A 20,842-nucleotide genomic window follows, 5' to 3' on the forward strand; every position below is an offset into this window, starting at 1 on the left:
GGATATGTTCCCCGGAACCCTTGTCCCTCACCGCTCAGGACCAACTAAATGTAGTGTGTCATCCATCCGGCCTACACAATGTGCAGCGGGTTCACCCCGATGGTCAACGCAATTTTTACCCATTTTTCTGGCAAAATTCCGTTGACGGATTTTGCCCACAGGCCCCCTCGATTCGTCTCTTCGAGAACAAACCATTTTTCTTTTGTTTCCCATGGGTTTCACGAAAAACGTTAAGAAATTAAGCGAGCGTTTGTGGATAACTCGGAAGACGCTGTGGACCATCAAGGAGACGCCCTCTCGCCTATCCTGCTTAATCCCTCAGCACACTACATCTAGTGGACCAAAACTTGTTCGCAGACGCGGCAAGAACCAGATTTTACACGAAAATGGCCGAAAATTTACAATCTTAGAGAGAATTTCGCACAGATACACTCGCAAGACGCGTACGCAATGCCTCACTCAGAAAGCCCGAATCATTTTTGTGACATTGGCGCAGGAACTGGCTTCAGATCGATGAGCGCTGTCCCATCGAGGCAATCCAACCCCGCGACCAAAAGCGCCTCCTCCTCAATGGCCAAGACTTTCACCCGCGAAAGCGCAATGGGATTGGGCCGATGGGGCGAGCGCATCGCGAAGACACCACAGTGCACCCCGTCATGCGGGCGCACAGATTGCAACACATCACGCGGCGCACGGTCGAACCAATAGAGCACATCGACCTCTGAGGCCTTGAGCCCCTTCAGCCCCGGCACATATTGAGGATCAAGTTCAATACGCGCCTCCTGCCCTGCCCGCCCCGGCCCCTTTGGGAAATCCGAAAGTGTCTTATAAGGGGTTCGTATCTGCCCAATGGGTGTCAGAGTGATGTCTGCGGTGCTGGGGTCGACCATGAGGATCTCCTTTTCTCATTAGCTAGAACGAATTGCCCGTGACAACGTCAGACAAAAGGACGCAGCCCCTCCCCAGCGACACCCCAGCCTCTTCGCAGCGTCACAACGGACACGCAAAGGACTAACGCATTTCCCTTCAGTCCATTTGCGCCCTGAAAGCCCCTGTCTTGTTCCTCTCCAAAGGGAAAAGGCGGCGCATCCGTTCGATGCGCCGCCTTTTCTTTTCAGAATGTCCGTCCGGATCAGAATTCAAAATTCACCGAAAGCTGTAGCGAGTGACTCTCATAGTCATCGCCAAACGCACCGTGGTAACCGCCGCGCAAAGTGACCGGGTTCCCGGAATAGCCGCCGAGAACCGTGGACATGCCAAGCTCCAGATCAATCCATTGATCGTCGAAACCATCGACGGGAACCGTTGTCGCCGGAAGACCAATGAAGCCGGTTTCGACCATCTGATCATCGCCGGAGGCGCTTGTCAGCGCAAGCGCACCGGTCAGCATCGTATGCTGTTTGCTTTGTGGCAGAGCGTATTCGCCCGTGATGCCCACAGAGGCGATGACGACTGTTCCGTCCTGATCACCGATCGCAAGGTTCCATGCGCCAGCGCCGGTTTCCTCGAACCCGTCAACCTTCTGACTGTAGTACTCAAATGAAGCGCGCGGCCCGTAGGACAAAGCCCCGTGTTGGAACATGTATTTGGCGTTCAGCGCGGCGAAGATCTGCGCCCCATCCGTCTCACCCGATGCTGTCTCACCCATGACGTTGCGAGAGCTGTCGAAGGACAGATCCTGATAGCCGAGCATCGCGGTCACGCTGCCGCCCTCGCCAAAGGCCTTGCGCCCGAAAAGTGCGACTGACAGAGCGTCCGCATCGACGGACCCGAGGCCCGCCAGCGCATCGGCAGAGCCGCTGCCGCCACCGATCATGACACCAAAGGACAGTGTCGGATCAAGGCGCCATTCGACACCGGCGGAGAACGCATAGCTGTCGATATCGTAACCCGTACCGTTGACCGTGCTGTCATAGCTGGCCGTTCCGCCTTGCGCCGTCACAAAGCCGAAAGCGTTGTCGCTCAACGACCAGCCGTTGGGGAGCCCCTTGGTCGAAAGCGTTGCGCCAGCGTCCCCGAAGGTGACCCCGCCTTCCGGCAAAGCCCCCGTCATGGAGCGGCCGAGTTCGTAGGACAGCGATCCGTAGCTCCCGAGGAAGGCAAAGCCGACGCTTTCCAGAGCTGCGAGCTGTTCGGCTTCTGTAGGACTTTCCGAAATTTCGTCAATCGCGGCGGAGTAGTCATCCTTATTGCCAATGTTGAGATAGGGCACATTCGCCGCGGCATCGAGCATACCGGCAATCTTGAATTGGTATTCACTGTAGGTCTCTGTCACGATCTCGGCGAAAGTCGGAGTGAGGCTCAAAGTAACCAAATTGCCGTCTACATCAGCAAGCTCGATGACGAAGTTGAGGTTCATATTGCGCAGGTCTTCGATGGGATCGACTTCGAAAAGCCCGTTTGCTTCAAGTGCGGCAACGACCTCATCCGGCACGGGGTCTCCGGCGACATAGCTGATGTCAAAACCAAGTTCGCTTTTGACATAGCCGACGATATCGTCATTGACCGCACCATAGACCCAAGAGCCCGCACTCACGTTATACCAAGCAATCAGCGCCGCTTCGTCTGCATCGGCTTCATAGTCTGTGATATCGAAGAAGACCCCGTCCGGCACCATGCTGTCGTCAAGAAACGCATCACCGAACAATTCGGTGTATGCCTCAAGCGTGAAGACCCCCAGATCAATCTGGGTGTCTCCCAGTGTCGTGGTCATGACAGCTTTCGAACCAGCTGCGAAGAAACCGGAATCAGACTCGTTGCCACCATTTCCAAACAAACCATCGGGCAGGTTGAAGGGGCCGTAATAATCGGTATTGAATGTGGCTCCGTCTCCACCGTCAATCAAGATCGTGAAACCGGTGATCCGCGCGCCCGTCAAGTTTGAGGTTTTTCCGTAGAAAAAGTAATCCGTTGTGCCGTCCGTATCGTTAGTACTCAAGCTCAATTCGATACCGGACGGGCCGGTCAGGTGTGTCTTGATGCGTTTCCCCGCCCCAGGCTCGGCAGCGCAGCCGTCCTCAATTGACGCCATCAGACAGTTCACCAAATCACTTGGACTGCTATACGTTCCACCGCTCGCGGTCTCATCATTGGTCTCCGCCTTGACGCCGGGTTCCTCGACACCTTCAGCGGGGTCAACAAAGACATAGCCGTCACCCGTGACGTCAACCAAAGGAGACTCATCGAATGTATCTGCCAAAATGGGCGTTCCAATAAATGCCAAAATGGCAATCGGAGCACAGGTGTAAGATTTGATAGATTTTAGCTGCATATCGTCCCCCCCAGGGATGCTCCCCAAAACGGGGATTAGCTTGAGATTGAATGGCTCTGGCTACCGCACAGTCACAATCATATATGAATGTATATTTTCATTGTCATATTTGATCTGGATACAAAACAGTGTTTTTCCTGTGCCTCGTTGCACAAATACAACCACGACTTTCTGCACAAATGAGGTACACCACACTCAAAGCAGAACCTTTTTTTCACAGAGATGCACTGTCACTTAGAGACGAACGAGCCTTCACGAAGCCCCCATTTCAGGGCTTCAAGATTGTTTCAATGTCCAAATGACCCAATCCCAAAAATCACCCCTTAAGGCATTGTTAAAATGCGTTTTTCGAAAAACTTGAGGCACTACGCGTAAATTCGGAGCGCCAAACTCATAAGGCAGTTCTGCGCAGGAATTCGGCTTTGCAAAACCCACCACGCGGAAATCAGACATTTATTGCTTCGTACTGACAGGGGGAAGTGGATGAAGGGCGCCGTATGGACGATTAACGCCGGTTGCATTCATCAGCGCCACGGACCGCTTTACGGTTGGCCCATTGCTGTCCGCAATTCACGTTCGCGCGGCAAGAGATCCGCAACATCGACCCAACCGCCGCGCTCACTCAGGGCGAGTTCAGCGAAGGCATCCACAATCGCGTTTCGGACCATCGCATCGGCCTCCAGACGTAATGGACTTGGATGCTCCTTGGCCCAGCTAATCGTCGGATTGGAGTTCACCTCATAAATCTGTGGGCGTCCTCCGACCATTGAGAAGTCAATCCGGCCGAATTCAAGCCCGGCAAGGTCGAATACTTTACGCATGATCTTCTCATACGGATATACCCGATGTTCTTCGAGATCTGCCAAGTAATCTTTTTCTGACGCCGCACCGATTTGGCCGTGCTTGGCCACCCATTCTGAATCGCTCACAGTCAATGCCCGGATCATTCTGCCCGCGATGCCTTGGCATGCGTGCTTGCGATAAGCCCCACTTTCCGGCACAGGTTCAGCGCAGAATTCGACAAAGACAAGGTCACTGAGAACGCGGCCGTTCCGAAGTGCAAGCTCAAGCGCCGCAGCGGCTGCCTCTGGGGATGAGAGCAATTCGCTTTCTACGCCCCGGTGAGCCGCGATGGTGCGTAGAAAAACTGGAAACCGATCAGGCATTTCCCCCTCTGCGGGTACCCAGCAGGTGAAATCATTGATCCCCTCACGATACAGACGTTTCAGAAGGGCGGCGCGCGGCACAAAACGTCGAGGGTCGTTGATGGCGGTGAGGCCCGTGTCTTTTATGCGATCATAAAACCGTCCCGCGACCTCCAGTTGCCAGGGATGCAGCCTGTCGAAATCGGTCAGGATATAACTTGCACGCGGCAGGCGTCTGGCAGAGAAGAGGTGGTTGTAGGACCAGCGTTCGTGCCAAATACCTGTCTCGCGCAACGACGTGGCGACCTGGCTGAGCGTTTTACGTTTGCCGATCGTCGTCACGGATATGACCAGAGGAACCGCCGCAGGTCTGCGCACACGTTCGGACATTTCCTCCATCAGCTGATATTTTTTCCTGATCCGTTTGACAGCTCGGCGCATTTGGTGTTTTTTCTCTTTGGTAAAGAGTTTTTAGGGAACATAAATCATGAATTCAATCAAGCTTGATCACAGCAAACTTCTCGGTTTTCGGCTCTTGGGGCAAGGTGACGCCCCCAGTGCCACGATTGGGGGCAAGGCTGGCCAAAAGGTCGGCCTCAAAGCTGGCCTGAAGCTTGGCCTCAAGGCTGGTCTTAAGGCAGGTCTCAAGTCTTCGACCTGAGACTAACATGCGGGTCTTCAACCGTTAATACAGCCGATGTCGCATAAAAGATGCGAAATAACTGTTTGTTTCGTTCAGAAAGATTGATGCGACAATGAGTGATCCTCTTCAAAACATAAGCGAACTTGAGCGCTTTTTTCCATCGCGTGCCCGTGGTCATGCGGTGGATGATCATATGCATACAGAGCTTGCCGCCAGCCTCGTGCATCTCAGTGCGGCAACTGCTGAAAGCATGAAGGGAATTTCTGAACGCATAGGCGCGGTGGCAAGGGCTGTGTCGGCAGGTAAGCGTATGAGGCCAGAAGCCTTTCGCGCCTATTACGGTCTCGTGCCCGCGCTGCTCAATGGGCAAGAGCAGGAGATCGAGGCATGCCTTACCCGTCTGGAAGGACTTTCAGAGCGCGCACCGGGCCTGCTCATCCAGCATTTTGGCCAACCGGACGCAGAAGTCTTGAGCCGCGACCTCATTGACGACGGGATGGAACTCGCCCCGATTTCTGACACGAAGGCAGCGGATTTCTCTGGGATTCTCGGTGAGGGGCTGGATCTTATGCAGCGCGCCCTGCCCGATCTCTTTGGAGAGATTGATGCCATTGTGTACGAGGTACTGCTGGCACAGGCCCCTGAAAACATGAAGATGGAGTTCGACGGTGCCTCGCACTACCAGTTCTGGGGGCTCCTGATGCTCAACCCCAAACATCACAAGACACCTATGGCTGTTGTCGAGGTGCTTGCCCATGAGGCGGCGCATTCATTGCTTTTTGGTCTGACGATTGAAGAGCCTCTGGTCTTTAATCCAGACGATGACCTTTATCCATCGCCGCTGCGGGTCGATCCCCGCCCGATGGACGGCATCTATCACGCGACCTTTGTCTCCGCGCGCATGGCCTGGGCAATGGAACACCTCGCCGCTTCTGGCCTGTTGTCGGCGGACCAGTGTAATGAGGCGCGAGACGCCGCAGCGCACGATCGTGAAAATTTCTCCAAAGGGTTTGGCGTAATTGAGCAGTATGGCCGTCTGAGCGATACTGGCGACCGGGTGCTGAATGCTGCGCGGGAGTGGATCGCAGAGCTCAATTAATCCTGCAACGACCGTATCATTGAGATACTTCTCCACATGACCCAGCTTATGGTTCTGCCCAGAGCCCCGAGCGATCATCGCTGCTTCGAGCATGAGGGGCACCTGTGGAGCGCGAGAGTCCATTGCCATTTCATCACGTCTTTTAAGCGCCCCCAGTGCGAGGGTATTAACACCTTGTATTATATGTGTAATTATTGGTTACGGGAGGATGGATAAGACGCAACCTACCGCAACCGAGGTGCTATGTCTGAAAGCTCTCAAAGTTATGCTTATCCAAGGTCAATTTGAACCCCACGGTTCCAATGAAACAACAAGAGGGCCCTCCCCCGCTGCGCGCACATGACTTATTTAGGTCTATTTTGTTGAAAAACTCTCGCTTGATCGAAGGGCCGTCGGCTGTTTCAATTCCAGCACAGGGACGGGAGGATCGGCCATGATGGGTCCGAGGCAGGAAGCGCAGGCATCGCTGTTTTACGAGTTCTCGCTGGAGGACCATGTCCCGCAGAACCACCTGCTTCGCTCCATCGACCGGTTCGTGGACCTGTCCGGCATCCGCAGCGACCTCGCCGATTTCTACAGTCACACGGGGTGCCCGTCCGTCGATCCTGAGCTGCTGATCCGGATGCTACTGGTGGGCTATTGCTGCGGCATCCGGTCAGAGCGGCGGCTCTGCGAGGAGGTGCATCTCAACCTCGCCTATCGCTGGTTCTGCCGTCTCGATCTCAGCGATCGCGTCCCTGACCACTCGATCTTTTCCAAGAACCGGCACGGCCGTTGATGCGAGCCTCATCGAAGCCGATGCCAACAAGCAGAACTCGACCCCGGAGGAAGATTGGGACCCGGCACAGGTCGATCCCGCGGATACCCCGCGGGTCGTTCGCGAGTATCTCGACACCCTCGATGAAGCCGCCTTCGGCGCAGCCAGTGAGGTCCAGCCGAAGTTCACCTCCCACTCAGACCCGGCGAGCCAATGGACCGCCGCGCGTAAGGGTGAGCCAATGGAACGCCAATGGTCCGAGAGACATTGGCGAACGCATTCTTCAGCTCTTCCGACAATTATCTGATCGACACCGATCATGGCGTCATCCTTGATGTCGAGGCGACCCGCTCCATCCGGCAAGCCGAGGTCGGATCGACGAAGACCATGCTTACCCGTGTCAAAGACCGGTTCGATCTGCACCCCGAGCGTTTGATCGCAGACACAGCTTACGGATCAGGCCCAATGCTGGGTTGGCTGGTTGAGCGTGAGATTGCGCCGCATATTCCCGTCATCGACAAGGCGTGGCGCAGCGACGGCACTTGGTCACGCGCGGAGTTCGAATGGGACGCGGAGAATGATCAGTATATCTGTCCCGAAGGTCACGAACTGAAGCAGTTCCGGCGAAACTACTCCGACCCGAACCGAGGTCCGACCGGCAAAGGCACAGCCCGCTATCGAGCTTTGAAGGAGGTTTGCCAAACCTGTCCATCGAAACCAACTTGCTGCCCGAATACAGATGCCCGCAAAATCACCCGCGAAGAACATGAAGACGCCCGCCAAGTTGCCCGTGATATCGCCAAAACCCACCAATACGAAATCTCGATGAAGCTGCGAAAGAAGGTCGAGATGCTTTTTGCCCATCTCAAACGAATTCTTGGTCTGAACAGGCTCCGATTACGTGGTGCATGTGGCGCAAACGACGTTCACTTCGGGCTTACGCGGCCCCACCGGGGCCACGGTCCCGGTTCACTCCTCCTCGCAGCAAACGCCCAAAACCTCCGAAAACTGGCCAAGATCTTTCCTGCGCCGCAGCAACCGCGAAAAGCCTGAGAGGAAAAGCGCTCGCGACGAATTTGTAAGTGCCATTTCTGCATTCGCAAACATTAGTTTTTCAACAGAATCCGGACGAAAAAGGTAATTGGGCCCGACATATCAGTACACTGACCCTCCCGAAAAATCAGTATCGGCACTGTTCCTCAAACTGGGTCTTGTACACCTGCTATATCCACGGTGCCGAAGACACGCCCCGTGGGGGAGCCTGTGGGGGAGCCGCCGGCAGGTTCTTCGGAGACGCCCAAGGTGAGTGTGCCGCGCACAGCGGCGATCTCTGGCGGCAGGGCGAGACGGATACTTTCACCCGCGGCCCACAATCCAACCGATTGCGCAGGCTCATTCGGCCCATGGGCCCAGACTTGCAGGATGCGGCCCTCGGGTGCGGCGCCCAAGGTGCGAGTCAGGATAACTTCCTGGAGGGTCTTGTCGACCACGGCAACCACACGAAAATCCCCGATCTCGGAGGCAATCTCGGCTGTGTAGAGCGGGCCTGTGCTTTGCGGTGCGCGCATCGGGAAGACGGCAAGTGCGAGCAGCAGCGCGGCGGTCACGGCTCCGCCAGCCAGTGCCTGCCAAATCCCGAGCCGCTGCCACAACGGCGGTTTCACGGTATCGGGAAAGAGGTCGGCCATCAGCGCGACCTTGACGGATGCAGGGGCATCAACGGGCGGCAGGTCGGCCATACGAGCCAATTGAGCCTCCCAGCCATGCACCCGCGCGGCGAATGACTGGTCTGTGGCGGCACGCGTCCGAGCATCTGTCATAGCCTCGCCCTCAAGCAATCCGAGGGCCAGTTCTGCGGCCAGCATGTCGTCGTCAAACGTCTCGCTCATTACTCCATACACTCCCTCAATGCGATCAACCCGCGCCGCAGCCATGTACGCATCGTGTTCAGTGGCACCTTTGCCGCTGCCGCGAGGTCCGCATAACTGCGCCCGTCGAGGTAAGCCCCCGTGATCGCGATGCGGCGCTCGGTGGGCAAGGTGTCGAGGCATTCGACAATGCGGCCCGCCTCTGACGCGGCGATAGCCCTCTGTTCAGGGGTTTGGACCGAAGACGCCAGCGTCTCCGAGTAGGCCCCGACATCGGCGTGACTGCGCCGTGCCCTGAGGCGGTCAATCGCGGTGTTGCGCGCAATGGTGATCAGCCACGTCATCGGCGAATGGCCCGTCACTTTGAAGCGGTCCGCGTTCCCCCAGATTTTAACATAGGTATCGTGCATGGCGTCCTCTGCCGCGTGGCGATCCCCCAAGACACGCAGCGAGACGGCGAAAAGTTTCGCTTGAGTGAGATCGTAGAGATCGGAGAGGGCAGCCCGCTCTCCCAAGGACACACGGACAATCAGCGCCTCTATCCGCTCGCGAGGCTCACTGGTCTGCGTTTGTGTCGCGTGCTCGCCCATACGCCCCTCTAAAAAAAAATTGGCAGCGCTGAAACTCTCGCCCCGATACGCCCGTGGTTAAGAGTGATTGATCCGCAAAACACGGCTCAACGCAAGCCAATAGACAGGAAGGACCCCACAATGACCACTCTGAAATTTGCCCTCACCGCCGCCACACTGGCTACCACCGCCCCCGCTTTCGCCATGCACCATGCTGGCACCATGGGCTATGCGCTCGCCGAAGACGGCAAAACACTGGTAACCATGGCCGATATCGCCACCCCGGGCGAAGTCATGACCTACGATCTGGACATGCCCCTTCGTGCCATCGCCTATCGTCCCGTGACAGGACAGCTGATCGGTTATGCCGATGGCATGGTCTATGAGGTGGACCCGATGACAGGCGCTCTGACCGATCTCGGCGCAATGTTTATGGATGACGCAATGATTGGCGAGGGCGCAGTCGCCTTCGACTTTAACAACCAGATTGACGCCGTGCGCGCTGTTGGCGCCGATGGCGCGAACCTCGTCTACTTCCCCGATGGCTTCGGCGATGGCGATGAGCGCGCAAACTCCGTGCGCCGTTTCACCGATACCTTTTACGCCGAAGGGGACATGAGCAAAGGCGTCGATCCGCTGATCTTTGCCAATGCATACACCAACGCGATCAACGGCATGACGGCCTCCTCCACCGCGCAATACGCGATTGATGCGCGCGCAAATGCGCTTGTGACGCTGGCCAACAACGCGGGTGAGCTGGCCACTGTCGGCTATCTGACCATCGACGGCGAGGCCGTGGACGTGGTCGACTGGGGCGGGTTTGATATCGTGTCGCCCGAGGAAGGCATGGACCACGCCTTTGCCATCCTTCAGCTGGACGGCGAAAGCTCCGCAAGCCTCTACTCCGTTGACCTGTCATCGGGAGCGTTGATGATGATCGGCGATCTGGGCATGGGCGGATTCACGGGCTTTGCGGCCTCGAAAGGTATGTAAACTCTGGCGCGACCCATCCTCATATTCACAAGATTTAACATGCGCCCCGGTCTAAAGAGCGGGGCGTGATTTATTGGTCCTCGTTGCTCAATTAGAATTGGCTTGGCACGAACGTCCGCAACGGGCCGAATGCGCCGATGTCGCTTGAGAAGCGAGAACCAGATATTGGCTGCATCTCCTATAAGTCATCATAATACTTATCTGTCTTATCACCCTGGAGGGCATCAATGCTTTCCGACGGATCTGAAATTGCCTGTTCGTGAATTTATGAATTCTGAAAATTATCTGCGGCCCGCTCCCTAGGGGCTGACGATGGCACAGGGAATTATTCTGCGGGAATTCTGACATAAACTTCCCCTCCCGCAAAAATAGTCGGGATGTTGTATTGCCCCAAATTTGAATTCGAAAAGAGACGCCCCATGCGTAGCGTCTGAGGTCAACAAAACTTTTGATGTGTTCGATCTAAAAATGAGGAAAAACAGTGAAGACGATTACTCTCTCCGCCGCATTGGTTTTTGTCGCCGGCGTGGCTCATGCGGGGCAATATTGCCAGCTTGATGGGACCGAAATGTTCTCTTGTACCTTTAATGGTGGCTCCAAAGCGGTCGAGCTTTGCGATGCGATTTGGGAAGACGGCGATATGGCGTCCTACGGTTTTTTCAAATCGAATGGGGAAGTGGAAAAAGAGATCGTGGAGGAAAAGGTGACGCTGTTTTATACGCCATGGAACGGCATGGGCTCATATGTGAGTGAATCCGTAACCTTTCATGCGGATGGCGGCTATGCCTATGAGGTCTGGTCCGGTGGCGAACAGTCTGCGGATGCTGATCTTGAAGGGGGGATCAACGTCATGCAAAACAATGATGTGATCGCGACCCTGTCCTGCGATCCGGGCTCTGTCATCTCTGATCTTGGCACGTTGATCGAAATGATCGACCTAACACAAGTCTCTCCGTAAGAGGCTTCTTGAGATGCATAAATCCATTCTGATGGCGGCCATCACCTTTTTGGCGGCGAGTATGGCACAGAGCGCGGTGGCACAATCCGTGTGCGAGGGCGAGGTCGTATTTCAATGTGCGACCGATGCCGATGCCCGCGAACAGATCACCGTCTGCGCGCAAGCGGACAGCTATAGACTTGTCCGCCATGCGCTTGAGACAGGCGAGCCATTTTACGACACACCGCTGATCGCGGAGGCCTCAAGCACTTGGTTCAACTGGCAGGAAGGCGACGAGCTTCGCATCGAATTGGGATTCTGGAGCACGGATTTGGGCGAAGCTTTGACGCTCCATGCGAATTTGCCCTGGGATGATCAGGAAGAAGCCGTTTCAGAAGATGGCACCGCAGAGATGTGGTTGCAATCCGCAGATTGGCGCCACGAGATCGACCAGATTGTGTGCCTGTCGCAAACGGTCTATGCCGATACAGAGGCGCTTTGGGCACCACTCGATGCGCGCGGACCTGTCGGCCTGTTCTTCTCGCAAGATGTCGTGGTCCCGGAGCCAAATGCAGTTGGCGTCGCGCAAGTGACAACAGTTCCGTCTGTGTCTGAGGGGCTTCCGGTCTATGCTTCCGCCCGCCCGACCGCTGCGACCCCCGTCTGGTGGCAGCTCTACAAGGGCTACACGGTCGACGTCATTGCGCGCGAGGAAGGTTTCATCGCCGTCGCGATCCCGACCAATGGCGTCGCTTCCTGCCTCATCCGCCCCGAACAACTTTATGCCCCCTATCACGGCCCCTGTGCGACAGGCTGGGTCGATGGCACCTATCTTGAACGCATGCAATGATGTGAAATATGGAACCGTCCACGGTCTTCTCTTTCTATGAAAGCTAAACTTTGCGAACGGCTGCTTTGGGCCGTTAGTAACGTCTGTTACTTTCGGCCCTAACCAGCTTTTCGCCGACAGGTCCACCGCTGCGATGCAACTTCTCGGAAACGGTCATTCAAAGCGTCGCATAGCATGCCCTAGAAGCCCAAGGTCAGCTGCGCGGGACAAAGTTGCCGTTCCGGAAGAGCAATCGCACGACTACTCTTGTCTCTCTGCTGGCTGGTCAGCCGTAGGGCTTGGTTCTTTGAATGCCAAAAAAATAACACAGTGGGGCCGTACCAAATTAACACAGGCCAAAGGTGCTGAGAAAGACCAAACATTTCAGGATAAGCAATTGACCAAAGAAATTGACGTTGACGGGGCGAACCAGGTCCCCGGTCCGACTCTAACCAGAATGCATCATAGTCCATGTTCGGTTTGGCGCGCAGAGATCAAACCAAATGAGAGCGAACGCGGGTATGCCCTTGATGTCCGTATTTTCGATGTAGGAAGACCGTCGACAAGGTTGCGCGCCGCGTTTTCCAGCCAGGTCGCTAGCGTCACTCTTAGAGATGACCTGCCTATGTTGGAGGCTTTGGTAAATTCAGTGATCGATGCGCTGGCTACAGATGGTCATGCTCCTCACGGGTCCAAACTGAACGACTTGTGGGCCGCAGAACGCGCGCGGCTAGAGGCTCGATGGCAGGAAATTGAGGGGATGGACGTATCGTTGGACGAGGTCGTGCTGGGGACAACACACAATTTGGCAAGCCCTGCCTTAGTCTACCGCTCAACCTCGATGCGGAGAAAATACAACCGTTACGTCAGGGACGACATTTGGGGTGTTTTCTGGGACGCCAGTGGCAAACCTGACAGCGTCGACCGCCATTCAGGCATGACGTTCCAGCCCCTAACTCAGGAAAATCTGGCTACGGTTTCGGTCCTAAGCGGTCACGAAAAACTTGAACTCCTTGCCGACTCGGGGCGCGCGACTTTGAACCGTTTGCGCCGGTTGTTCGAGGAAATGAGGCTGTTTAACGCTAGCTCTTTAAAGGCTGTTGATTTGGATGACGCCTTCGCGTTGAACAACGAAATTTATTTCACGAATGGTCGCTACAGCAGTTTCCATGCGGGTAGAAGGCAGAAAAATTCAAACCTAATTGTTCGTTTGGAGGATGACAAGGCCGGCATATGGCTGGACACGAGCAAAACTGGAATGATCCAACTCGGTCGAAATGTCACGAGTGACAAGCGCTTCAAGTCGAAGGCGGCTTTAGATGAATGGGTACGTTCACTTATTGAATTGATCCTTGCCTACGATCCTGATCTTTCGGATGAATTCTTATCGGGTTTGAAACTTGGAGCGTTTGATCCGAAACACCCTTTACTCAAGGGACTATTCGTTCCTCCGAAACATCACTCTCTGATCGGAACAATATTGGGCAAGCCCTATGAGGCGGCTAAGGCTTCGGCAGAACGCTTTGCGGCTCGAAACGTTAAAAAGGCTGAGAAAGCTGAGGCAGCGAACGACCTTGCCAAAGAGATTGCAGACGGCGCTATATTTGGAAAGATCGAGTTCTCACGTTGGGGTGACCTTAGCGCTCTATACGGTGGCAAATTCCAAGGGACGAAACTTTGGCGAGTGCGGACGCGTCCGGCGCCGTCCAATCGGCGAATGCGCGAAATGGCGTCATTTACAGGGGGCAAGCCCCGCCCATTGACCCCGAAGCAAATGTCGCGCCTTCCTTTGCTCACGAAACCAAATGCACTCGCGAGACTAAGTGATGCTGCATTGGGGGGTGACGATCGCGATGTCATCGAAGCGGCCTACCGGTTGTCCTTTGACCTGCCTGGCGAGGCCCGAAATCCGATCTTGGAAGCCGAGGCTCAAGTCAATGTCACGCCTTCTCAGGACCAGACATGGGCCTTGCGCACAACGGTCTTGGATTTTGAGAATACAACGCTTTTGGGCCTATCGGTGTGCTTCCCAAGACGGGATAGTTATAACGATTATCACAAGACTGGCGCGGGATTTTGTATCATGATGCATGACGGTCAGGGGTACTCCTGGGCAAGGCCAGCAATTTACAACAATGGGTATCAGGCCCCTTCACACCACCATGACGTAATCCTTCATGTCCTTCAGAAGAAGGTCGAGCAAGACACATTGACGACAGAGGTATTCCGGACCAGGTGGTCACAGCTTGTGAAAGAATACCGTTAAATCATGGCTGTGAACGCAATGACTGTGCCTGCCGGGCGGGCGCTCAAGGTTCTGAAGTCCGGCTGGAACATGCAAGTCGACAATGGACAGCATATGTCCTGGATGCTGCATGGCCCTCCCGGCGTTGGGAAAACTCAAATTGCTGAGGCAATGGCCCGGCATATTGGCGGGCCATTGTACGATATTCGCCTCACGCAAATTGACACAGCTGATTTGCGTGGGCTTCCTTATTATGACCACGATACCCTGACCACAAAATGGTATCGTCCCGAGGATTTACCACGGGAGCCGCGCCCTTCGGTTCTATTTCTTGACGAGCTGACGTCGGCAGCCCCCATGCTACAGCCGACCGTCTATGGCCTGCTGCAAGAAAGGCGCGTTGGGATGCACCGCATTCCGGAAGACACGTTCATTATGGCCGCTGGAAATCGGGTCGAGGATGGTGCCGTAGCCTATGAAATGGGCACGGCTCTTGCCGACAGGTTGGTGCATCTCATTGTCGAGGCGGACCCAACGGATTGGCTCGAGAGTTACGCCATTCCGCAGGGCTTCCACCCTTCCGTGACGGCTTTTATCAAGACCCGACCCGACAGGCTGGAAACGCTGGCCGCGTCCATCACTGCCGATCATCTTATTGCGGCGACGCCGCGATCTTGGGAACGCGTCAGCCACATCATGCAGCACGTCAATGATCGCGACACAAGGATGGTGATGATCTCTGGTCTTGTGGGCACCGCAGTCGCGGCTGAGTTCATTCGAATGGCCGAGGATATTGAGGCGAATGTCGATGTTGTCAGGTTGCTCAGCACGCCACAGCACGAGCGCCCCGCGTTGTATCCAGCTTCGCTTCACGGTCTAAACGCCGTCATTTTCGGAATCGCCGCTGTCGCAAATGCCGACAACATTGACGCTGCAATAGAATGCATCTTGGGTATCGCCGAACTTGAAGGCGCGGGAAAGCGTGGGGGGCAATTCGCCGCACTGCCTTTACGAGAACTCGCGACTGCAGGCTTTGAAATGTTGATTGAACGAAGCTTTGCACTGGGCCTTGCGGATCGTATGCTCGATAACCCTTCTTACAAAAAGCATATTGCTAAGAGGGTGTCTCTTGGTCTTGGCTGAATTGAATGAAGCACAGATTGCTGCTCTGTCTCGCCAAGACCATTCAAGTAGGGCCACCGTTGCGCTTCAAAAACTGGTCGAAATGGACCCGGCATTTGGCAGTCTGACACTTTGGTGCAAGCATCGCGATGCGCGGCCCAAAGAGATCACCGTTTTCACTCAAGCCGCTGAAGGTGCCAGCAGAACTGCCACGCTTCGCTATGATCTTGCCCCGGCCTACACGGATGGCGAAACGATTTGGTACGGTGCCAAGTTTGCGGACTGGACACTCGATGAACAAGTCGCGGTTTGTGCGCACGAGATCATGCACGTTGCTTGCCGGCATGTCACACGAGGAAAGTCGCTGGCGAACCGGCTGGGGGCCTCATACAATCCAGCGCTATTCAACATCGCAACGGACGCGATCATAAACGAGACCCTACGCAGAGCCGGCTACAAGGTGCCAGACGGTGGTGTGGCGCTGACAGCGCTGTGGGTCGATGTCCTGAAGAAGAAATGGCAAGATATTCAAGTAGCCCTGACTGAGCTAGATGCGGAAACACTTTACCATATGCTCGCAACCGCCGCCGAACAAAGCCAGTCTGCCGCGAACGCTCTGGACGTTCTCGCGGGACAGACATTCGGTGATCTCGACGCCCGAGGTGCAGTAACGGCCGACGCGCTGAAAGATGCAGAATGGGCAACGCGGCTAGAGCGAGCTCTGTCAGCAGGCGCGCGCGCCGGACGGGGGATCGGTGTTCATGCGCACAGCTTGGGCGACTTGCCAAAGTCCAAAACCCCTTGGGAGGTTGTTCTTCGGTGCCTTGTCACGAAAGCAGTTACGCGATCCCCCCAGCCAACGTTCACTCGACCATCCAGGCGATGGCTGGCACTTGCATCAGAGGCCCAAAAGCAAATGGAGGAGAGTCCTGCATTTGAACAAGGGCGCATAAATGAAAAGGGCTTGCCACGCGTCGCCGTTTGCTTGGATGTGTCCGGCTCGATCTCACCAGGTTTGTTGCGTCGATTTGGGGGCGAAATTTCCGGCATATCAAAACGCACGGGAGCGGAGCTAAGCCTTATCGTCTTCGATCACGGGATCCAATTGGACCAACGCCTGAAAGCCCGTGAACTCGATAAAGAACTCGCTGACCTGAACTTCAAGCGCGGTGGCGGGACGTCTTTCGTCGAGCCTGTCGAGGCAGCAATGGCTCACGATCCTTCAATAATCGTAATGTTGACCGACCTGTTTGGCCCGTTTGGAGTCCCCCCGACCGCACCCGTGATATGGGCTGTACCACGAACTGGGGCGACTGCCCCTTTTGGAAAAATTGTGGTTTTGGAAAACTAGTATCCACAGACACCAAGATCGCAAAAAACCGTTCAGCACTTTGCGCGCTATCTTTGGCTGCGCTTCAAAGCAGACATTTGCGCGGGATGCAGCATCCGTCAATTGGGGTTCCAACCGGAAATTCTCTGCGAAGCGCACTGGTGCCCGAAATGCGGGACGAAGCGAGCTTTCGGCGCATGGGTGCCAATGTCCGGTCTGGTGAGCGGCTCAATAAAAGGTGGCTTTGGGAACGGCTCGGATAGAGTGGACTCAGCTATAGCTCCCAATTCGGAGCCCCTGCCTCACTGTGTTTCTGTTGCCATTCTTTGATGGCAACATCGAACTACAGATCCGTGCTTGTGTGCCTACGGCAAAATTGCCGCAAGCACGATATATTCAGATATGGCCGCCCCGCACATGGGGCGCCACAAACAGTGTCAAAGATATCGCAGGATCATACGCGCGGCAGATCTGCCAGACTGCTCACGCTGCTGCTTTGCCCTGTATGTCGTTCCAGATGGTTATAAACATGTCGTTGAAACGCGGGTCCGACCGCAGGGCAACGGCATCGCGCGCATCGCGCGGAATATCGATCACCAGTTCCCGAACAACCGTAGAGGGGCGTTGCGACAAGACAAGCACGCGATCCGCCATGGTCAAGGCCTCACCAATATCATGCGTGATCAGAATTGCGCTTTTCTGTTTTTCGGCAATGATCCGCGCCACATCGGTTTGCAGCAAGGTCCGCGTCTGGAAATCCAGCGCCGAGAAGGGTTCATCGAGCAACACCACGGCTGGGTCAAAGGCCAGTGTGCGCATGATGGCCACACGTTGCCGCATCCCGCCCGATAGGGTCTCAGGCTTGGCATTCTCGAAACCAGCCAGGCCGTAAGCTTCGATCAGGCGTTTGGCGATGGGGTAGGAAGCCGATTTATCCACACCGCGGACCTCAAGTCCAAGCACCACATTGTCGATCACACTGCGCCATGGCAGCAAAAGATCCTTTTGCAGCATATAGCCGACAGACTGACCATTCTTACCGCCGTTGACCGTGAAGCTGCCGCGACTGGGTTCCAGCAAGCCGCTGATGATGTTGAACAAAGTTGTCTTGCCGCATCCTGAGGGCCCGATCAGCGCAACGATTTCGCCTGCATGCAGCTCGAAGGAGATGTCGCGGATTGCCTCGACTGAGTTGCGACCGGGGGTCTCGAATACCATGCCGACCTGGTCGGCTGTCAAAATTGCAGTCATAGGGAAAGTTCCTTTGCATAGGCATCATGAAACCGCGCCACAGCGGCATCGAATGTGGTGGGGTCCGTTTGGCTTGAGGCATGTCCGCCATCCGGGAACAGGGCGAAATGGCCATTACCCAGACGGTCCGCCAGAGCTTTGCTGGCCGTCCATGGGACAAGCATGTCATCGGCTGTCGCCAAACACAAAACCGGGACAGACAGGGTCCGCAAGGCCATGTCCGAAGGCTCATAGTTTTGGAACACGTCGATGCGGTCCAAAAGATCGGCCACGACCGGCATGTGATCAGGGGCATGGCGTGCATTCTGACGCAATTGCGCATCGCGTTTTGAAATCCACGGGGCCGGATAAAGGAAAAGTGGCTGGGCTTCGACATAGGCGGTTGCGCCGCTATCGCGCAACAAATTGCTCCGAACGGAAAAGCATCGCTTGATATGCGGATCAGGTGCGCCCCAGCCATTCGCGATGACGAGGCTCTGCACCAGATCGGGTTCCATAAGCGCAAGTTGCAACCCCATCATACCGCCAACAGCATGCCCCATGATATGCGCTTGGGATGCGCCAGCAGCCATGAGCACGGCTTTAATGTCCAAAGCGAAGTCCGTCACGCTGCGGGGGCCGACCGCGCGGGCGCTTTTTCCGCATCCGGCATGATCGTAGGTGACAACCCGGAACTTTTTGCTCAGATCGTTGATTTGGGGGGCCCAATAGTCACACGAGCCGCCAAGCCCGCTTGACAGAAGAAGCGTTTCCCCCTCACCTCTGACCTCGTAATGCAGTGCAACGCTGCCATTATATGCGATTGGCATTTGTCTGTTCCTTATCGTTGCTTGAACCGCGCTTCGCACCAGTCAATGACCGCATACATGAGCAAGGCCACAACCATGAGAGCAGCAATCCCGAGCCAGACCGAATTCAGGTCATAGAGCGTGCCAGCATAGGAAATCATGTAACCAAGACCTTTGTTCGAGGCGATATATTCGCCGACAACGGCCCCGATCAGCGCAAAGCCGACATTGAGACGAAAGGCGGAAACGATCCACGGCATGGCGCCCGGTACGATTACGGTACGCCAGGTCTTGAACCGTGTGGCACCAAGCGAGCGCATCAGTTTCACCAGATCGCTGTCCACCTCACGCGCGCCCTGTTGGGCCGCGATCATGGCGACAATAAAGGTGATCAGGGTGGCCAGCGCGATTTTGGACCCGAGCCCGATACCGAACCAGATGATGACCAGAGGCGCCAGCGCGATTTTGGGCAGGCCGTTCAGCGCAATCATATAGGGACGCAGCACCGAAGCCCCCATGGGGGAGAGCCAGAGCGCCAACCCTAGAACAGAGCCGGTTACGGTCCCGATGATAAAGCCGCTGACGGCTTCGAAAGCGGTCAGGGCACTGTCGCGCAGGAGCGCGCCGCTGCCGATCAGTTCTACCGCTTTGGTGAAAATGCCGCTTGGGCGACCATAGATATAGACCTCGATCCAGCCAAGGCTGACGGCGAGTTCCCAGAGGGCCAGCAAGCCGACCAAAAGCCCGATCTGCCATGTTAGGATCTGGAGTGTGGAAGGCGTTACATCCTTCCACTTCGGTCCGGTCGTGTTTTGACCGTGCGATGCGGTCTGCCCGCGCTGCGCAGACGGCGATGCTGTATCTGTAAGGCTCATGACGCCGCTCTTTTATGCGCAATCGAGGCAATCTCGACCTTGGCCTCGGGTTTCACCAGACCGACCTGTACGCAGTAGCGTGCGGGTTTCGTGTCAGGGAAATATTCCGCGTAAACCGCATTGATCGCGGCGTAATCGGCGAAATCGGCGACAAAGACATGGTTGAACACAACGTCTTCAAACCCGGCGCCGGCTTCGGCGAGGATGCCGCGAATGGTTTCGAAAACATGGCGGGTTTGCGCCGTGGCATCGCCGGGATGGACCACATTGTTGTTCTCGTCAAAAGGCAGGATGCCAGCGGTGTAGATGACATTGTCAGCCATCATGCCAGGCGAGAACGGGCCAAGGGGAGCGCCAGTACCAGCGGGGATCAGCACACGATCATTCATGCGGTAGTTTCCTTTTGAGTAAGAGAAACGTATTCGGCAAAGTCGGCACAGGTCGCGACCCAACCAAAGAACGTCTTGATATTGTAGATGCTTGCGGCACGGATCATGTCGTCACCCAACTGGTGACAGGCGTCTTCGAGAAGCACCGCAAAGAATTCGTTGTGGAACGCGTCGCGGATGCTGGTCTCAACACAGACATTGGTCGCAATGCCGCAAAACACGATGTTTTTAATGCCGCGGGCGCGCAGGATGGAATTGAGCTGCGTGTTCCAGAAGCCGGAATAGCGGGTTTTCGGCAACAAGATATCATCCGGGCCGGGGGTCAGTTCATCCACCAGCGCATAGTCCCAGCCCCCCTTGGCCAGAAGCTGGCCTTTGAGTTCGGGCTTTTCGCGCATAAGTTTGAGCGCATTGGATTTATGCCAGTTGGGGGAGCCTTCGCCGCCCGCCTCCTTGAGCTCTGGGTCCCAGCCGTTTTGCAGGAAGACCACAGGCATCCCGAGCTGATGCGCAAGGTCAACCGTATCGGAAATGTTCTGGATCACCGCACGGGTGCCGGAAACATCAAAGCCACGCAGATCGACGTAGCCGCCTTTGGTGGAATAGCCATTCTGCATATCGACGACGACAATCGCCGTTTCTTTCGGGTTCATCCCAAGCGGTTCCGGCTGGGAGTTGATCGCAGGGGCGGTTTGGTCCCCTGCGATCATTGATGTTTGGCTATCTTTCAT

At 55.8% G+C, this 20,842-nt stretch carries 19 protein-coding genes and 1 pseudogene; 9 read left to right on the plus strand and 11 right to left on the minus strand.

Going from position 1 to position 20,842, the window contains the following annotated elements:
• Positions 1–473: 473 nt before the first annotated feature.
• From tsaA to ACYBHZ_RS17105, 4 genes are all read right to left on the minus strand, one after another.
• Positions 474–890, minus strand: a complete 417-nt coding sequence (gene tsaA / locus ACYBHZ_RS17090) for a tRNA (N6-threonylcarbamoyladenosine(37)-N6)-methyltransferase TrmO (RefSeq protein WP_460275511.1) — start codon at positions 888–890, stop codon at positions 474–476.
• A 242-nt stretch (positions 891–1,132) separates the two neighbouring features.
• Complete coding sequence (locus ACYBHZ_RS17095; protein WP_460275512.1) at positions 1,133–3,172, minus strand: choice-of-anchor F family protein; 2,040 nt, start codon at positions 3,170–3,172, stop codon at positions 1,133–1,135.
• A gap of 375 nt (positions 3,173–3,547) precedes the next feature.
• Entirely contained in the window at positions 3,548–3,724 is a 177-nt protein-coding gene (locus ACYBHZ_RS17100; protein WP_460275513.1) for a hypothetical protein, read from the minus strand.
• Positions 3,725–3,813: 89 nt separating this feature from the next.
• A complete protein-coding gene (locus tag ACYBHZ_RS17105; protein WP_460275514.1) occupies positions 3,814–4,857 on the minus strand; it encodes a hypothetical protein in 1,044 nt (347 codons plus the stop codon).
• 46 nt (positions 4,858–4,903) lie between these two features.
• Between ACYBHZ_RS17105 and ACYBHZ_RS17110 the strand changes: the two genes are divergently transcribed.
• From ACYBHZ_RS17110 to ACYBHZ_RS17120, 3 genes and pseudogenes are all read left to right on the plus strand, one after another.
• Positions 4,904–5,077: a hypothetical protein gene (locus ACYBHZ_RS17110; protein ID WP_460275515.1), complete on the plus strand. Its 174-nt coding sequence runs from the start codon at positions 4,904–4,906 to the stop codon at positions 5,075–5,077.
• Between the two features lie 94 nt (positions 5,078–5,171).
• Positions 5,172–6,158 carry an aKG-HExxH-type peptide beta-hydroxylase gene (locus tag ACYBHZ_RS17115; RefSeq protein WP_460275516.1) on the plus strand — a complete coding sequence of 329 codons (987 nt, stop codon included), beginning with the start codon at positions 5,172–5,174 and terminating at the stop codon, positions 6,156–6,158.
• Positions 6,159–6,591: 433 nt separating this feature from the next.
• Positions 6,592–7,968, plus strand: a pseudogene (locus ACYBHZ_RS17120) (transposase).
• A 146-nt stretch (positions 7,969–8,114) separates the two neighbouring features.
• Here ACYBHZ_RS17120 and ACYBHZ_RS17125 read toward each other — a convergent pair.
• Complete coding sequence (locus ACYBHZ_RS17125; protein ID WP_460275517.1) at positions 8,115–8,804, minus strand: anti-sigma factor; 690 nt, start codon at positions 8,802–8,804, stop codon at positions 8,115–8,117.
• Positions 8,804–9,373, minus strand: coding sequence for a sigma-70 family RNA polymerase sigma factor (locus ACYBHZ_RS17130; protein WP_460275518.1), 570 nt, complete (start codon positions 9,371–9,373; stop codon positions 8,804–8,806). The genes ACYBHZ_RS17125 and ACYBHZ_RS17130 overlap by 1 nt, the downstream gene beginning before the upstream one ends.
• A gap of 120 nt (positions 9,374–9,493) precedes the next feature.
• On the opposite strand from ACYBHZ_RS17130, the gene ACYBHZ_RS17135 reads away from it, so the two are divergent.
• From ACYBHZ_RS17135 to ACYBHZ_RS17160, 6 genes are all read left to right on the plus strand, one after another.
• Positions 9,494–10,345, plus strand: coding sequence for a DUF4394 domain-containing protein (locus tag ACYBHZ_RS17135; RefSeq protein WP_460275519.1), 852 nt, complete (start codon positions 9,494–9,496; stop codon positions 10,343–10,345).
• Between the two features lie 481 nt (positions 10,346–10,826).
• Positions 10,827–11,303, plus strand: coding sequence for a hypothetical protein (locus tag ACYBHZ_RS17140; RefSeq protein WP_460275520.1), 477 nt, complete (start codon positions 10,827–10,829; stop codon positions 11,301–11,303).
• A gap of 13 nt (positions 11,304–11,316) precedes the next feature.
• On the plus strand, positions 11,317–12,132 hold the full coding sequence (locus tag ACYBHZ_RS17145) for a hypothetical protein (protein WP_460275521.1): 816 nt from the start codon (positions 11,317–11,319) through the stop codon (positions 12,130–12,132).
• Positions 12,133–12,508: 376 nt separating this feature from the next.
• Positions 12,509–14,377 carry a hypothetical protein gene (locus ACYBHZ_RS17150; protein WP_460275522.1) on the plus strand — a complete coding sequence of 623 codons (1,869 nt, stop codon included), beginning with the start codon at positions 12,509–12,511 and terminating at the stop codon, positions 14,375–14,377.
• A gap of 3 nt (positions 14,378–14,380) precedes the next feature.
• On the plus strand, positions 14,381–15,499 hold the full coding sequence (locus ACYBHZ_RS17155; RefSeq protein ID WP_460275523.1) for an ATP-binding protein: 1,119 nt from the start codon (positions 14,381–14,383) through the stop codon (positions 15,497–15,499).
• Entirely contained in the window at positions 15,492–16,829 is a 1,338-nt protein-coding gene (locus tag ACYBHZ_RS17160; protein ID WP_460275524.1) for a vWA domain-containing protein, read from the plus strand. Before ACYBHZ_RS17155 ends, ACYBHZ_RS17160 begins: the two co-directional genes overlap by 8 nt.
• A gap of 462 nt (positions 16,830–17,291) precedes the next feature.
• On the opposite strand, the gene ACYBHZ_RS17165 is transcribed toward ACYBHZ_RS17160, so the two are convergent.
• Genes ACYBHZ_RS17165 through ACYBHZ_RS17185 form a run of 5 tightly spaced genes read right to left on the minus strand, consistent with a single transcriptional unit; the run spans position 17,292 to position 20,842 of the window.
• Positions 17,292–18,059: an ABC transporter ATP-binding protein gene (locus ACYBHZ_RS17165; protein ID WP_297538443.1), complete on the minus strand. Its 768-nt coding sequence runs from the start codon at positions 18,057–18,059 to the stop codon at positions 17,292–17,294.
• Positions 18,056–18,868 (minus strand): pyrimidine utilization protein D, encoded by an 813-nt coding sequence (gene rutD / locus ACYBHZ_RS17170; protein WP_460275525.1) that lies wholly within the window; start codon positions 18,866–18,868, stop codon positions 18,056–18,058. Before rutD ends, ACYBHZ_RS17165 begins: the two co-directional genes overlap by 4 nt.
• An 11-nt stretch (positions 18,869–18,879) precedes the next feature.
• Positions 18,880–19,722 carry an ABC transporter permease gene (locus ACYBHZ_RS17175; protein ID WP_460275526.1) on the minus strand — a complete coding sequence of 281 codons (843 nt, stop codon included), beginning with the start codon at positions 19,720–19,722 and terminating at the stop codon, positions 18,880–18,882.
• Positions 19,719–20,111 carry a pyrimidine utilization protein C gene (gene rutC, locus ACYBHZ_RS17180; RefSeq protein ID WP_460275527.1) on the minus strand — a complete coding sequence of 131 codons (393 nt, stop codon included), beginning with the start codon at positions 20,109–20,111 and terminating at the stop codon, positions 19,719–19,721. The genes ACYBHZ_RS17175 and rutC overlap by 4 nt, the downstream gene beginning before the upstream one ends.
• Positions 20,108–20,842: an isochorismatase family protein gene (locus ACYBHZ_RS17185; protein WP_460275528.1), complete on the minus strand. Its 735-nt coding sequence runs from the start codon at positions 20,840–20,842 to the stop codon at positions 20,108–20,110. Before ACYBHZ_RS17185 ends, rutC begins: the two co-directional genes overlap by 4 nt.

The organism is Celeribacter sp. ULVN23_4 (genome assembly GCF_054788345.1).

What these genes read in the sequence shown, in the direction of transcription:
- tsaA (WP_460275511.1), bottom strand. Translation starts at nt 890, where the DNA reads ATGGTCGACCCCAGCACCGCAGACATCACTCTGACACCCATTGGGCAG.
- ACYBHZ_RS17100 (WP_460275513.1), bottom strand. Translation starts at nt 3,724, where the DNA reads ATGTCTGATTTCCGCGTGGTGGGTTTTGCAAAGCCGAATTCCTGCGCA.
- ACYBHZ_RS17105 (WP_460275514.1), bottom strand. Translation starts at nt 4,857, where the DNA reads ATGCGCCGAGCTGTCAAACGGATCAGGAAAAAATATCAGCTGATGGAG.
- ACYBHZ_RS17110 (WP_460275515.1), top strand. Translation starts at nt 4,904, where the DNA reads ATGAATTCAATCAAGCTTGATCACAGCAAACTTCTCGGTTTTCGGCTC.
- ACYBHZ_RS17115 (WP_460275516.1), top strand. Translation starts at nt 5,172, where the DNA reads ATGAGTGATCCTCTTCAAAACATAAGCGAACTTGAGCGCTTTTTTCCA.
- ACYBHZ_RS17125 (WP_460275517.1), bottom strand. Translation starts at nt 8,804, where the DNA reads ATGAGCGAGACGTTTGACGACGACATGCTGGCCGCAGAACTGGCCCTC.
- ACYBHZ_RS17130 (WP_460275518.1), bottom strand. Translation starts at nt 9,373, where the DNA reads ATGGGCGAGCACGCGACACAAACGCAGACCAGTGAGCCTCGCGAGCGG.
- ACYBHZ_RS17135 (WP_460275519.1), top strand. Translation starts at nt 9,494, where the DNA reads ATGACCACTCTGAAATTTGCCCTCACCGCCGCCACACTGGCTACCACC.
- ACYBHZ_RS17145 (WP_460275521.1), top strand. Translation starts at nt 11,317, where the DNA reads ATGCATAAATCCATTCTGATGGCGGCCATCACCTTTTTGGCGGCGAGT.
- ACYBHZ_RS17155 (WP_460275523.1), top strand. Translation starts at nt 14,381, where the DNA reads ATGGCTGTGAACGCAATGACTGTGCCTGCCGGGCGGGCGCTCAAGGTT.
- ACYBHZ_RS17165 (WP_297538443.1), bottom strand. Translation starts at nt 18,059, where the DNA reads ATGACTGCAATTTTGACAGCCGACCAGGTCGGCATGGTATTCGAGACC.
- rutD (WP_460275525.1), bottom strand. Translation starts at nt 18,868, where the DNA reads ATGCCAATCGCATATAATGGCAGCGTTGCACTGCATTACGAGGTCAGA.
- ACYBHZ_RS17175 (WP_460275526.1), bottom strand. Translation starts at nt 19,722, where the DNA reads ATGAGCCTTACAGATACAGCATCGCCGTCTGCGCAGCGCGGGCAGACC.
- rutC (WP_460275527.1), bottom strand. Translation starts at nt 20,111, where the DNA reads ATGAATGATCGTGTGCTGATCCCCGCTGGTACTGGCGCTCCCCTTGGC.
- ACYBHZ_RS17185 (WP_460275528.1), bottom strand. Translation starts at nt 20,842, where the DNA reads ATGAAAGATAGCCAAACATCAATGATCGCAGGGGACCAAACCGCCCCT.